The organism is Massilia sp. CMS3.1 (assembly GCF_051262535.1).
Classification (GTDB): Bacteria; Pseudomonadota; Gammaproteobacteria; order Burkholderiales; family Burkholderiaceae_D; genus Telluria.
Genome location: NZ_JBIMES010000008.1, coordinates 222,655 through 235,464 on the forward strand (window position 1 = coordinate 222,655; position 12,810 = coordinate 235,464).

General features: G+C 56.3%; 10 protein-coding genes, 1 tRNA gene and 3 pseudogenes. 5 read left to right on the forward strand and 9 right to left on the reverse strand.

The window, feature by feature from the left end; all coding sequences use genetic code 11:
- Positions 1–30: 30 nt before the first annotated feature.
- Together ACHAC9_RS15050 and ACHAC9_RS15055 are read right to left on the reverse strand one after the other, a co-directional pair.
- Positions 31–204, reverse strand: coding sequence for a DUF2256 domain-containing protein (locus ACHAC9_RS15050; protein WP_435760834.1), 174 nt, complete (start codon positions 202–204; stop codon positions 31–33).
- A gap of 73 nt (positions 205–277) precedes the next feature.
- Positions 278–970, reverse strand: coding sequence for an SDR family NAD(P)-dependent oxidoreductase (locus ACHAC9_RS15055; protein ID WP_435760835.1), 693 nt, complete (start codon positions 968–970; stop codon positions 278–280).
- 63 nt (positions 971–1,033) lie between these two features.
- Here ACHAC9_RS15055 and ACHAC9_RS15060 point away from each other — a divergent pair.
- Both ACHAC9_RS15060 and ACHAC9_RS15065 read left to right on the forward strand, forming a co-directional pair.
- Positions 1,034–1,201, forward strand: a pseudogene (locus tag ACHAC9_RS15060) (cryptochrome/photolyase family protein); the annotation flags it as partial.
- Positions 1,202–1,480: 279 nt separating this feature from the next.
- A complete protein-coding gene (locus ACHAC9_RS15065) occupies positions 1,481–3,886 on the forward strand; it encodes a PAS domain-containing protein (RefSeq protein WP_435760836.1) in 2,406 nt (801 codons plus the stop codon).
- Positions 3,887–3,969: 83 nt separating this feature from the next.
- On the opposite strand, the gene ACHAC9_RS15070 is transcribed toward ACHAC9_RS15065, so the two are convergent.
- The 3 genes from ACHAC9_RS15070 to ACHAC9_RS15080 are packed head-to-tail and all read right to left on the reverse strand — an operon-like array spanning position 3,970 to position 6,966.
- Positions 3,970–5,460, reverse strand: a complete 1,491-nt coding sequence (locus tag ACHAC9_RS15070) for an ATPase domain-containing protein (RefSeq protein ID WP_435760837.1) — start codon at positions 5,458–5,460, stop codon at positions 3,970–3,972.
- On the reverse strand, positions 5,450–5,971 hold the full coding sequence (locus ACHAC9_RS15075) for a hypothetical protein (protein ID WP_435760839.1): 522 nt from the start codon (positions 5,969–5,971) through the stop codon (positions 5,450–5,452). The genes ACHAC9_RS15070 and ACHAC9_RS15075 overlap by 11 nt, the downstream gene beginning before the upstream one ends.
- On the reverse strand, positions 5,968–6,966 hold the full coding sequence (locus tag ACHAC9_RS15080; RefSeq protein WP_435760840.1) for a sensor histidine kinase: 999 nt from the start codon (positions 6,964–6,966) through the stop codon (positions 5,968–5,970). Before ACHAC9_RS15080 ends, ACHAC9_RS15075 begins: the two co-directional genes overlap by 4 nt.
- Here ACHAC9_RS15080 and ACHAC9_RS15085 point away from each other — a divergent pair.
- Positions 6,965–7,252: pseudogene (locus ACHAC9_RS15085) on the forward strand (SWIM zinc finger family protein); the annotation flags it as partial. The gene ACHAC9_RS15080 and the pseudogene ACHAC9_RS15085 sit on opposite strands and share 2 nt — an antisense overlap.
- Before the next feature lie 342 nt (positions 7,253–7,594).
- A pseudogene (locus tag ACHAC9_RS15090) lies at positions 7,595–7,816 on the forward strand (SNF2-related protein); the annotation flags it as partial.
- Positions 7,817–7,978: 162 nt separating this feature from the next.
- Here ACHAC9_RS15090 and ACHAC9_RS15095 read toward each other — a convergent pair.
- From ACHAC9_RS15095 to ACHAC9_RS15110, 4 genes are all read right to left on the reverse strand, one after another.
- The gene (locus ACHAC9_RS15095) at positions 7,979–10,657 is read right to left on the reverse strand and encodes a sensor domain-containing phosphodiesterase (RefSeq protein ID WP_435760841.1); all 2,679 of its coding nucleotides are present in this window, start codon (positions 10,655–10,657) and stop codon (positions 7,979–7,981) included.
- Positions 10,658–10,846: 189 nt separating this feature from the next.
- Entirely contained in the window at positions 10,847–11,104 is a 258-nt protein-coding gene (locus ACHAC9_RS15100; protein ID WP_435760843.1) for a hypothetical protein, read from the reverse strand.
- Between the two features lie 177 nt (positions 11,105–11,281).
- A tRNA-Phe gene (locus tag ACHAC9_RS15105) sits at positions 11,282–11,359 on the reverse strand.
- A complete protein-coding gene (locus ACHAC9_RS15110) occupies positions 11,323–11,883 on the reverse strand; it encodes a TetR/AcrR family transcriptional regulator (protein ID WP_435760845.1) in 561 nt (186 codons plus the stop codon). Before ACHAC9_RS15110 ends, ACHAC9_RS15105 begins: the two co-directional genes overlap by 37 nt.
- 184 nt (positions 11,884–12,067) lie before the next feature.
- Between ACHAC9_RS15110 and ACHAC9_RS15115 the strand changes: the two genes are divergently transcribed.
- Positions 12,068–12,700 (forward strand): hypothetical protein, encoded by a 633-nt coding sequence (locus tag ACHAC9_RS15115; protein ID WP_435760847.1) that lies wholly within the window; start codon positions 12,068–12,070, stop codon positions 12,698–12,700.
- Positions 12,701–12,810 lie beyond the last annotated feature (110 nt).

The following is a 12,810-nucleotide window of genomic DNA, read 5'->3' on the forward strand; positions in this document are numbered from 1 at the left end:
GCGGAATCGAACGAACTACAAAAGGATGTTTCAGTACTTGTTATTTCGGCATTCTGCTACTGCCGGCTTGGAGGCGCGGCGGCAGCGTTCCGAGCAGTATTTCACCTGGTCCCAGTCGCGTTCCCACTTTTTGCGCCAGGTAAAAGGAAGCGAGCAGTGCGCGCATTTCTTGGATGGAAGCTCGGATTTCTTGCGCATTTTCATGGCAATAATTGTACAGCCGTGATGCGCAAGGCGGTCATTCCTGCTGGATGGCCGCCTTGTATTGGCGGAAAAATTACCAAGGCAATTCGCTGCCGTTGTAGGACCGGAATGAGCCGCTGTCGGCAGGCATCAGCGCATCGATAACGTCCAGCATGTCGATGGCGGCGTCACGTGCGGGGCGCCCGATGGTTTCGCCCCGAAATGGTTGCGACAGGCGTGAGCTGACAGTCCCCGGGTGCAGTGCAACGAGCACACTGTTTTTCTGGCTGCGTGCGACTTCGATTGCGGCTGTTTTGACCATCATGTTGAGAGCGGCCTTGGACGCGCGATAGCTGTACCAGCCGCCCAGCCGGTTGTCGCCGATGCTGCCCACCTTTGCCGACAACATGGCCATGATGGCGCGCTCGCTGTCCAGCAGTGCGACGAAATGGCGCATCACCATCGCCGGACCGAAGGTATTCGCCTGAAACGTTGCCTGCATTTGCATGTAAGTCAGGTCAGCCAGGCGTTTCTCCGGCATGAAGGCGTCGCTGTGCAGCACGCCTGCGGCATTGATGATCAGGTGGTAACGGTCGCTACCGAGGGCCTGGGCTGCCTGAGCGATGCTATTTTCGTCAGTGAAGTCGAGGCAGGGCGTCGAGTGGCGGTGCAGGCCACGCACGGATGCGCAGCGCGGCGAACTGCTGAGCAAGTCGACAAAGGCCGCTCCGATTGTACCCGAGGCTCCTATCACCAATGCGTGAAACTGGTTCGGAAGACTGCTCATCATGATGTAACGCTCCTGTTAATCGGATTGGGAGTTGAGTGTACCGGAGCCAGGTCGGCACACAGTGCCGCCTACATCGACCGGATGAGCGATTATTGCAAAGGTTGTCATTACGATAAAAAAGCCGCATTCGCGAGCGTGCCTGTCCGTTCAACGTGCTGTACTGGGATTTTTTCGTCGCAACACGCCGCCTTGGCAAGGAATACACGCATTGGCATGGTGTACCGACGGGGCTCGCAGTGCTCGCACTGCGGAGCACTCGCCGCCTTGCACCGCATCCGGTTCTGTTTGCCAAAATTCACATTTATTTTCCGGTCAAGTACTTGGCGGGAGCGATCCAGCAGACACCTGCGACATTGGCAACGTGAGGACACAATTGTCCCAGTAGTTCGTTCCCCTGGGAAATTTTTCTTTGTGCTGATGATGTATACTTACGGGGACACGCCTCAATTTTTCTTAACAATAATCATCTTTCAGCGTAGATGTGAGCGATGGTCCGAGTAGTCTGGATTGAGAATTCGCCATAGCCGCCCGCGAGTAACCGAAGGAGCCATCATTTCTAGCATTCCTGACATTGTTGTCGATCCCCGCTCCGGCAGCATCACGTTCGAACTCGCCGAACTGGGCAGAGGGGTCTTCGAAGGCAGCCCGGATTGCGTCAAGTTGCTGGATGCGCATGGCCATATTCTTGCAATGAATCGCAATGGTCAGTGCGCAATGGAGATTGACGACTTCCTGACAATCAAGGGCGTGAGTTGGGCAACCTTGTGGACAGAGGAAAACAGGAATGCCATTAATGCAGCCGTGGCTGCGGCAAGAGGTGGGCGCCACTACCATTTGAGCCTCGCGTGTCCGACTGCAAAAGGGTCTCCGCGTTGGTGGGATGTTACCGTTTCTCCCATTGTTGGACACACCGGCGAGGTGACGAAGATTCTTTCGACATCACGCGATATCACTGAAGCCCGTTTTGCAAATGAAAAGGTGCGCGTTAGCGAAGAGCGCTTTCGTTCGCTTGTCACAGCAACCGCGGCTATCGTGTGGAACACTTCAGGAACAGGGAAATTCGACGTCGAGCAGCCAGGCTGGACTGCGTTCACGGGTCAACTGTTCGAATCGATGACAGACCTCGGGTGGCTGGACTCGGTGCATCCCGATGACAGGGAGAGAACGGCCACGTTGTGGCATAGCGGAATTGCCTCGGGCGCCATGTACGAAATTGAACACCGTTTGCGTCGGGCAGATGGCCAGTTCCGCCACATGAGCATACGTGCCGTTCCCATCAGGGCTGCCGATGACAATATCATCGAGTGGGTGGGCGTTCATTCAGATATTGACGATCTCAAGACGGCCCAGGCTGTCCGTCATGATAATGAAGAACGTGTTCGACTCGCGACCGAGTCCGCCAAGCTTGGTTTATGGCTGTGGTATCCCGTTACCGATCATGTCGTATGGGAAAACGCACGGCCCTATGAAATATTTGGCATTTCACCGGACGCGCCCCCCGTCAGCGCACGGCGCTTTCTCACCGATTTCATCCACCCGGACCACATTGCCGATTTCGGTCATGCCATTGCCACGACGATCGAAACCGGGGCGCATCTCCATTTCGAATGTCGCATCAAGCGAACCGACGGCGAATTACGCTGGGTGGCATTTTTCGGCAACCGTCAGTCGAGCCTGGACGGCGAGCCTCTTCGCATCATCGGCACGGTAGCCGATATCACTGCCGGCAAGGACCGCGAGGAGGAACTCCGGTGTCTGGCCGCCAACCTGTCCGAGGCGGATCGCCGAAAATCGGAATTCCTCGCCACCCTGGCACATGAGCTGCGCAATCCTCTGGCCCCGATCCGCCATGGCCTCCAGTTGATGCGCATGCAAGAAGAAAACGTCGCGACCGTCAACCAGATTCGAGACATGCTCGATCGCCAGGTCAATCAGATGGTTCATTTGGTAAATGATCTTCTCGATATCGCACGCATTACGAACGGGAAAATCGAGCTGCGAAAGCAATATGTGAACGTCGGCGATCTGGTGAATATGGCCGTTGAGACCAGCTCGCCACTTATCAATACATTGGCGCACCGCTTGATCGTTACCGTTCCTGATGAAGCGATCCATGTCTGCGTCGATCCTGGACGAATTTCTCAGGTCATCAGCAACTTGCTCAACAACGCCGCGAAATACACGCCCGAAGGTGGTGTGATTGCACTCGATGTCACGCGAGACGAGGAGGAAGTGGTTGTCTCTGTGACCGATAACGGCATCGGCATCGCGCCTGAGTCGATCGACGCCATCTTCGGCTTATTTCGCCAGGTCGGGCATGACTTCGAACGTTCCCAGGGCGGCTTGGGTATCGGACTATCGCTCGTTCGGCAGCTCGTCGAATTACACGGTGGAACCGCATCTGCGACCAGCGCAGGCCAGGGTGGAGGAAGTACATTTACAATCCGGCTGGGAGTGGTAAATGACGCGCCCGTACCATTGACCCTGAAGGAGATGCTACCAGAGGTGCCTGAAGCGAAACCCCTGAAAATCATGGTTGCTGACGATAATGTCGACGCTGCCGAGATTCTTTCGATGCTGTTGCAGGTTTCAGGCCACGTCACGGAAGTTGTACACAATGGACATGCTGCGGTCCAGCTTGCGCGTGATTTCCAACCTGATATCGCGTTGCTCGACATTGGTATGCCAGGTATGAATGGATACGAAGTCGCAAAGGCACTACGCCAAATTCCAAGCCTGGCTAACATGACGCTTGTCGCACTGACCGGCTGGGGTGGCGAACAAGACCGCGCCCTGTCACAGGAAGCTGGCTTCGATCGGCACCTTCTCAAGCCCGTCGACATGCAGGTCATTGAAAGTTTATTTGCAGATTTCACTGCTGCACGCCAGTCCAGCGGCGTGGGACCTTCCTGATCGGAACTATTCACAATGTGCGCGTCTGCCTGGAACAGACGCGGCATGCCCTGGTTTTGCCAGCTCAGCGATGCTACGGTAAATCAGGACAATGTCAGCTTCTTTTTGACCCGTTCGGCACGCTTTCGTCGGATCGGCTGGCCCGACAGAATTCCACTATATCCAGTCAGGCGTCCGCCAATCTTGACAGTGTCGCCCTCAATGTCGAAGAAACGCACATCCTTGCTATGTTCGCTGCCGCGTACTTTGACCACCGAAATGACGCGCTTGAACTGTCCGCTCAACTCGACATAGCGCTGCATGATAATCGCGTCGGCAAGAAACGCGTTCCCATATGAACTGAACCTCAGCACCGTATAGCGGTCTTCCAATTCTGCGGTCATGAGTACCGTCGCCCCCATCCCGGTCAGCACTGCTACCAGCCGGTATAAAGATTCGCGAAAATTGTCTCGGAAGATAGGCGATAGCGCGAGCTCGAAGCCCGACAAAGAATCGATCACGACACGCGTCGCATTTTTCTCTTTGATCATCTCGACCAGGTCGTGCAGGATTTCGTCGAGCGACAAGTCAAGGGTACGTGTATTAATGATGCCGACACTGCCCCCTTCGACCAGTTGAGCAAGTTTGTGGCTCAAGAGCTGGTTCGGGCTTTTCTCAAATGCTGCGATGACGCCGTTTTCGCCGAGCCGTACGCCTTCAGCGAGGAATTCCGTGGTCAGGACCGTTTTTCCGGAACCGGACGGGCCCACCAGCAGCACGGAATAGCCGGCGGGAATGCCTCCCCCCATCATCGTGTCGAGCTCGGGCACGCCGAGCGCCAGTCGATGCCCGGTCGTGAAACTCGGCCGCTCTGTTTCGGGTGCCTGAAGCACTGCACGTGGAAAAACCAGGACCCCGCTGTCGTCCAGGCGGAAGGTGTGCGTCCCCAGCTTTTGTGCTACGCCACGCATCTTCACAAGCTGTATCTTGCGCACCATGGAGTCGCCCTGTGCCAATTGCGATAGCCAGATGATCCCATCGGCCACCGTAAATACGGGTCCGGACTCCGCTTCAGGCTGCAGGTATTCGCCGATGAGGAAGGTCGTCGCCTGCCAACTGGTCATCTGCATTCCCAGTTGCTGAACAAAGTGTTGCAAGTCGGATGCACCCTGGTCGGTCGATCGTGCCGAATGGACCACTGAACGAAACGAATCGACGAATACAAGACTCGGTTCGAACTCCTGTACTTCAGCGGTAATGCGCTTGAGTACACGCTCGAAATCGCCGTCGATCATGTCCGCCGACAGGTTTACAAACTTGATGCAGTTGTCGAGCTTGTCGAAATCGAAAAATTCGAATTGCTGCTGGTAGCGCAGCATCTTCAAAGGTGGTTCGCCGAGCACCGTAAAAAACAGCGCGCGGCAATCCGGTGTGGCCAGCGCAAACATCATCTGGTGTGCCAGCGTCGTCTTGCCGCTTCCGGGCGTTCCTGCAATCAGGTTAAAAGAAAATTCCGGGATGCCGCCGCCCAGCAGATCATCAAACCCAGGTATGCCAGTGACAAGTCGCCTGATTGTTACCCGCTTATTCATCATTCTGCTCCTTGCTGCTAGTGGCGGCGTTTCCGCCATCGAGTGCGGATTTGAAAATTATGGTCGTGAGATGCGCGCCGATCAATGATGCCAGGACCTCGATGAGGGTGCCGAAGAAAAGCATGCTGGCAGCGCGCGCTTGGCCAGGCTCCTGCGCATCGAAGCAGCTGCGCAATTCAGCGAACTCGGGATCCAAGGAGAGGGTGCGGGGACCAAACGGAAACCAGGGATATTCGTTGCTGACCCGACGCGCAATACGAAACAGCATTGAATCGATCCCGTCAGTCCCAATAAGTTGGCTCAAGGATTTAGCCAGGCTCTGCAATAAGGCCAGGCTTACCTCGACACACGCCTCAGGGGGGCCAGAAAGCGCCTGCCCGATCCGCTCGCCCAGTAATTCTTCGTCTGTTGCCATGTGTTCTGCTGAGGTGAGTACTGCTCTAACTTCCACATTATTGTCGAAGCCGCGTTCGCGCGCCTCGTGAACTGATGCCGCATCGTCTGCACGCATCACGCCGTGACCGGAACGTCATCACCGTTCGAGCGCAAGCGACTGGTCGAGATGCCTGGCAGAGGAAGCATGACGACGAATTCGCTCCCGCACCCAACACCGGCACTTTCCACCATGACCGATCCGCCATGCATTTCGGCGATCGTTCTGACAAGTGACAGGCCGATCCCCAAGCCGCCGGACAGGGTATGCTCGAGTGCGTTCTCGCCTTGCGAAAACAAGTCGAAAATCCCGGGTTGATATTCGAGCGCTATACCCCTGCCGTGGTCCCTGACGGCCACGCGCACATCATCGCCCTGTTCCGATGCCGTGACCCATACCGTAGCGTTGGCATCCGAGAACTTGCTGGCGTTGATTAAAAGATTTGAAAACAGCTGCGACAGCCGGACCATATCCCCGAGCAGAATAAATGGCACAGGCGGCAGGTCGATCTGGACGGCCTGCCCCCGTTTCGCGAAGAACGGCTGAGCCGTTTCGATTGCACTGTCAATCACCTCGTTCAGCGGGATCATACGCGTTTGAAGAGAGATTTTTCCAGTGCTGATACGCGATGCGTCGAGCAGGTCGTCTATCAGGCGCACAAGGTGATTGGCCTGGCGCCGTGTGATGGCAAGCAATTTGCTCACGCGTGGGTGATTCAGGTTCAGGCTTTCCAGGACTGAGTTGGCGATCGCGATGGATGCCATTGGATTGCGCAGCTCGTGCGCCAGCATGGACAGGAACACTGTCTGTCGCTTGTTGACCGCTTCAGCCGCAGATTTCGAGTCCTGGGCGCCAAATGTTGCAAGGATCAGGTGCTGATTGGCTTCGCGCAACTGGTCCAGTTGATGTTGCTGGTCAAGTTGCGCAGTTGCGCTCTCTCTTGTAGCCCGCAATTGCTGCTGTAGCGTTGCAACTGCCGCCTTCAAGGCATCGTTTTCCCTCGAAAGGGTTTCGATCTTCTGCTTTACCTTGCCATGATTCACGGCGAGGCCAGGTGATTTGGAAATCTCGTTCATGCGGGTGGACTTCCCAGGCAGCGCTTGCCAAAGGTCCACTATACACGCTAGCAAGCCGAAAGGTTCTCCTAAAAAAAACGCCAACCTGCATGGGTTGGTATGTTGTTTGACACTGTTCTTGGTGGCCCGGGGTGGAATCGAACCACCGACACAAGGATTTTCGATCCTGGGCCTGCGCACCCGCGTGCAGACAATCTATCTTCAAGCCGTCCGTTACGGCGGCGAGTTCGACGGCGGCTGCAGTTGCCCCATGAACTACAACTGCAAACATATCGTGGCAGTCCTCCTTTTCAGCCTGGAACGGGCCGGGACCGCGTCGGGATCATCCTTGCCGGCAAAGGCCGAGGAATGGTTGCGGCAGTGCGAAGCCGCATTGGCGCATTCGCTCATGCAATCCGGTAAGGTGCCGTTGCGCAATCCGGCATACCGGCTCGCCTACGCGTTAATCCCGGACCGTCGTGACGGATCGCCGCGCCTTCATCTGTGCAAGGCGCGCCTGCGCAAGGATGGCGGCATCGGCGGCGCTACCCTCGTCACCGATTTCTACAGCTTGCTCACGTCCCGGCCGGCCTACGCCGGGCATGACGACGAAGAGCCGATCCGCCTCCTGGCCGCCCTGCGTGCGATTTTGGGGCTCGGCAAGACCATCCAGACCCTGGCCCACATCCTGGTCGAAAAGGAGACCGGCCGGCTCGATGCGCCGGCCCTGGTGGTCGCACCCGCGAGCCTGATGAGCAACTGGCAGGCCGAAGCTGCCCGGTTCGCCCCTGGCTTGCGCGTGCTGCTGCATGGAAAAGAGCGGACGGCACTGTTCGAGCGGATCGGTGGCGCCGACCTGGTGCTGACTACCGGTAAGCGCCCGGTTGCAACGCGACTGGAAGCTACTGGTCAACTGCTACACCACTGTGTGTTCAGCGATGTCGAGTGAGTCGTTAACTTCGATACCGAGGTCACGAAGCGTGCTTTGGCTCCCAACGAGCCATGTCTCTACACCCATGAATTATTTTCACGATCAATTTCTAACGACGACGTCGACGTCACCATGGGCAATGATGGATTCACACCAATTTCGCGCCCAGTCCTGCACGGTGGCAGCGGGCATTGGTCTGGCGATACCGTATCCCTGGGCTAAGTCACAGCCCAGCTCAAGCAGCATTGCGGCATGCTCGTCCGTTTCGACACCTTCGGCAATTACTATGCGCTCAAACGCCTTAGCCAAGCCGATGACGCCTCGAATGATGGCCAAGTCATTTTGATCGAACAGCATGTCGCGTACGAAGCTCCTATCGATCTTGATTAGATGGGCCGGTAACTCCTTTAAATACGCCAGGGATGAATAGCCGGTTCCAAAATCATCGAGTGCAAACTGAACATCCAATTCCTGACAGGCTTTGATGACCGATGCGACCTCAGAAATATCTCTAACCGCGCTACTCTCAAGAATTTCGAGCTCGAGGAGACGTGGCGGTACTTCCGGGTTCGCCTCAAAAAGCGCGGTCAGTCGTTCTGCGAAGTCGCCTCGCTGCAACTGTAGCGCACCGATATTGACGCTCACCGGCATCTTTAAACCGAAAGTGTCCCACGCCGCAATTTGCTTCAATGCGGTCGAAATGACCCATTCGCCGATCGTAACGCTAATGGCGTGATTCTCGATCGTAGGCAAAAAATCGCCGGGCAACACGAGACCTCGCTGTGGATGTTGCCAGCGGATCAGCGCTTCAACACCGGCAATCGCACTTGTCCGAAGGTCTACCTTGGGCTGATAATAAAGTACCAATTGACCATCAGTTAATGCATGTTGAATTTCCGCAATACTTTTTTGGTAATACGAGACTCTCGCATCGTGTTCCGAATCAAATAGATGGTAGCGATTTTTTCCTTCCTGCTTCGCCACATACATCGCCTGGTCGGCGTGGCGAATCAACCTGTCGCCATCGGAGCGATCTCGTGGATAGATGGTTACCCCAATGCTTACCGTGACCGCGCAGCAGATCTTGCCGACGGTGACTGGCGTGGCAACGGCAGCCAGCAATCTCGACAAAAACGGGATAACGTCATCAGCTCCGCCCAGGCCGCCGATGACTGCAACGAATTCGTCACCACTTATCCGCGATAGTGTGTCTCCATCCCGTAACGACAGTTGCATGCCTCTGGCGAGCGCCACCAGCAACTTGTCACCGATAGCATGACCATGCTCATCGTTGATTGCTTTGAATCCATCAATATCCAGAAAAGCCACTGCAACGGAATCATTCGTCCGTTGGCTCAAGACAAGTGCCTGATCCAAGCGGTCGGCCAGCAGTACCCGATTGGGCAGACTGGTGAGACTGTCGAAATGCGCGAGCATTTTGAGTTGCTCGTTGTACTTGGCCAGTTGGACATTCGCAGCTTCCAGGTCATTCTGCGCCTGGGTCTGCTCTGTTATGTCCCGAATCACCATGCTGGTGGCCGGCATCCCCTGCGCATCAATATAGATATTGGAGCTGATTTCAGCCTCGAATTGGCTACCATCCGCTCGCACCAGTCGAAGCGGTCCGAACGCGTGGCCCGTTTCAGCACGCGTTTTTAGATAAGCGCTCAGCCGAACATCGTCTGGGGCGACCAGTGTCGACCGATTTGATAGAAGAAACGCCGCTTCTGTCATGCCAAAAAGTTTGCAGGCGGCAGGATTGGCCGAAAAAATGCTGCCGTCAATTCGCGTTTGCAGCACAGCATCCATGCTGTTTTCAAATAAAAGCTGGTAATTTTTTTGACTCTGCGAGAGTTGCGCCTCGGCCCGCTTACGCTCGGTAATGTCGGTCTGAATTCCACCGACCCGGCACGGTGTCTGCGCTTGATCGAAATAGAAACGTCCTTTTGACCACAGCCAGTGTTCCGAACCATCCGGCCAGGTCACCCGAAATTCAACGTCGTACAGCCCCTCTCCACCTCGCGCTTTCTGGAACGCCGCATCGACCCGATCCCGGTCCCTGGCATCGACGTGCGACAAAAATGTGTCATAGCCCCAGGTGGCAACCGCCTCTGTGTAGCCGAAACATCTGTCATGCTGCAGAGAGCGCTTCGCGATATTGGTTTTGAGATCCATATACCAGTCACCCACGCCAGACGATTCCATGGCAAACGATAGCCTGGCCTGACTTTCTTCAAGACGCGATTGTTGTGTCCTCAGTTCGGCAAGCGCATTGTCGAGCGCCGCGTTTTTTTTACGCAGCTCGAGTTGCGCCATGATCTGCTTGGCCAGGATGGCAAGCGTTAATTTCTGGGTGTCGCTGAATTTTCTTGGCTCTCGATCGACCACACACAGGGTGCCAAGCGCGTGGCCTTCCGGACTGATCAGCGGTGCGCCGGCATAGAACCGGATGCGTGGTTCGCCGGTTACGAGAGGATTATTTGAAAAACGCGGGTCTAGCTGTGCATCTTCAACAATCAATACGTCATTGCCCTGGATCGCCAGATTGCAAAAAGATACTGCGCGGGGAATCTGATCCGCAGTCACACCCACTTTCGACTTGAACCATTGCCGATCTTCGGTAATAAATCCGATGAGCGCTACCGGCACGGAAAAAGAATTTGCGGCCAGAAAGGTGAAATCGTCAAACTCAGCCTCTGGAGCACTATCCAGAATGTTGTATTCGACGATCGATTGCAGTCGCGCCTGCTCAAGTAGCTGATTCTTCTCAAGTTCAGACATAGAGATCGCTAGCATGCTCCCCGCGGGGACGGTTGGACGGTTGGATGGCTGGAAGTTTTATACTACTCCCTTACACGCGCGAATTGGGCGAAACCATCCCAATGCCTGGCGGGCAAGTAAATTGTTACGCCAGCATTACCTATGTAGAAAAGGCGAGCTTGGGTTTATCCGAGCGCGACCATGCGTTGATTAGCGGTCGCGATGCGGGTCACTGAAGGCCGCATTGAAGCCGCCCTTGGGCCAGCTCAAGGCGCGTTCGACCGCCATATCGAAACGGGCGAAGTTGGCAATGCTGGCGGTGGGCGCTTCAGTGACATTATCGAGCTCGCTCAGGGTCTTGTTCAGCGCATCCATCAGGCCCGCGAAGATGGCAGCGTGATCGGCGGCGAACTTGCTATTAAATTCTTCCTCAGTTCGGCGCGAAGCGTCCAGCCGCCCCACCTTCACGTCACAGTCTAGCCGGTGTAGAGTCCGCAAATGGCAGCAGCGAATCGATCCGGCTGTTCGGGCAGGTCGGCAGTCTGTCGAGCGTCTCGAACCGGAAATAGACCGGACACGAGGGCTGTGGATTCCACAAACGACAACGCCAACCGCTGAGGGTTGGCGTTTCGTGAACGATGTTCTTGGTGGCCCGGGGCGGAATCGAACCACCGACACAAGGATTTTCAATCCTCTGCAGTCGTGTCGCTGTGCACACTGGCCAGGGCAAGGGCAGTGTGCCTGAGCGCATCTGCTGCCAAGGCAAGATCCAGGTATGGGCGTCCGTGCACCCAACTCGCGACAAGCGAGAGCTGGGCATCCGCTATTTGCCGTGCGATTACCTCGAGAGGGATACGCGGAAAACCGGCAGGCCGACGTGTGAGGCGTTCAAGGATCAGATTGGCCAGCGTGCTTCCGAGCAGAGGTCTTGTCGGCCAGCTCAGCAGGACGCGCGCAACCTGCTGGTGGTCCCGAAAATGCCGAAGCAGGGTCGTCACAGCCTCAATGGATACTGTTGGGCTGACCAGATCGGCCAAGATGGAGAAAGGTCCGACGATGCTGGCGCGCAAGAGGTCGTGCTTGGTCCGGTAATGCTCATAAGAAGTCGAGCGGCCGACATTGGCACGGTCCGCAACGGTGCCGATCTTGAGCGCCCCGTAGCCTTGCTCCAGCAACAGCTCCACGAATGCGCTATGCAGCGCGGCGCGGGTGCGCTGGCTGCGGCGGTTCAGCACCTCGTCGACCATGTAAGCCTCTCTCTGACGGACAATTTGGAGGGTTTGTCCGCTAGCGGATGAACCGGGAAAGTGCTCTGCCAATTGACGCGGCGACAATGATATTAATTGGGCTCCAACCAAAAAGTAAAGGAATCCCATGCATTTGCGAGCGACCGTTCCTCTTCCATCGCATCGCCGTCGTGCAGCTTTCGCTATGGCCTGCACCACTGGTATTGCACTGTTCGCCTTGTCGCATCACCCCGTCGTCAATCAAGCGTCGTCCGTTCAGGCAAGTCTTGCTCAGATCGTCTCGCTGCAGCGCATGGACGGTGTCGTACACGGTGTGCTTATTGTGATGTTGGCAATTCTAGCCAGTGGCTTCGCGGTGTTCAGCAGGCTGCTCGGGCAAGGGCGTGCGCCAGTGATTGTCGCGATGGCCGCGTATGGGCTTGGCTGCTGCATCGTCGTCGGTGCGATGCTGCTCGATGGCTTTGCGGTACCCCAACTGGCGCGGCAGTTCATCGCCTCGCCTCCGGGCGAGGTCGATGCGATCTACACCGTCCTGCGCGTTATCGGAACCATCATTCAAGTGCTGACCAAGGCGGGCCTGCTGTCAATGTGCGCCGCATTTCTGGCGTGGTCATACGCCCTGGCATCGGCGCCGGAGTGGCCGTGGTCGCTTTGGTGCGCGACGCTGGGGGCTGCGGCGGGATTGTTGCCCGGGCTGTTCATCCTGGTCGCCGACATGCGCCTGACCCCAGTCAGTCTGATGGCAATTTTTGGCGTACATTCGATCTGGAACCTGACAGTGGCAGCCGTATTGGTTCGGTCGGGTCGGAATACATAAATAGACCGGACAGAAGGAAATACCGCTTCGGAAAACAAAAACGCCACCCGACGTTGGCGTTCTGCTGTACTGCTGAATTCTTGGTGGCCCGGGGCGGAATCGAACCACCG

What these genes read in the sequence shown, in the direction of transcription:
- ACHAC9_RS15050 (WP_435760834.1), bottom strand. Translation starts at nt 204, where the DNA reads ATGAAAATGCGCAAGAAATCCGAGCTTCCATCCAAGAAATGCGCGCAC.
- ACHAC9_RS15055 (WP_435760835.1), bottom strand. Translation starts at nt 970, where the DNA reads ATGAGCAGTCTTCCGAACCAGTTTCACGCATTGGTGATAGGAGCCTCG.
- ACHAC9_RS15070 (WP_435760837.1), bottom strand. Translation starts at nt 5,460, where the DNA reads ATGATGAATAAGCGGGTAACAATCAGGCGACTTGTCACTGGCATACCT.
- ACHAC9_RS15080 (WP_435760840.1), bottom strand. Translation starts at nt 6,966, where the DNA reads ATGAACGAGATTTCCAAATCACCTGGCCTCGCCGTGAATCATGGCAAG.
- ACHAC9_RS15095 (WP_435760841.1), bottom strand. Translation starts at nt 10,657, where the DNA reads ATGTCTGAACTTGAGAAGAATCAGCTACTTGAGCAGGCGCGACTGCAA.
- ACHAC9_RS15110 (WP_435760845.1), bottom strand. Translation starts at nt 11,883, where the DNA reads ATGGTCGACGAGGTGCTGAACCGCCGCAGCCAGCGCACCCGCGCCGCG.
- ACHAC9_RS15115 (WP_435760847.1), top strand. Translation starts at nt 12,068, where the DNA reads ATGGCCTGCACCACTGGTATTGCACTGTTCGCCTTGTCGCATCACCCC.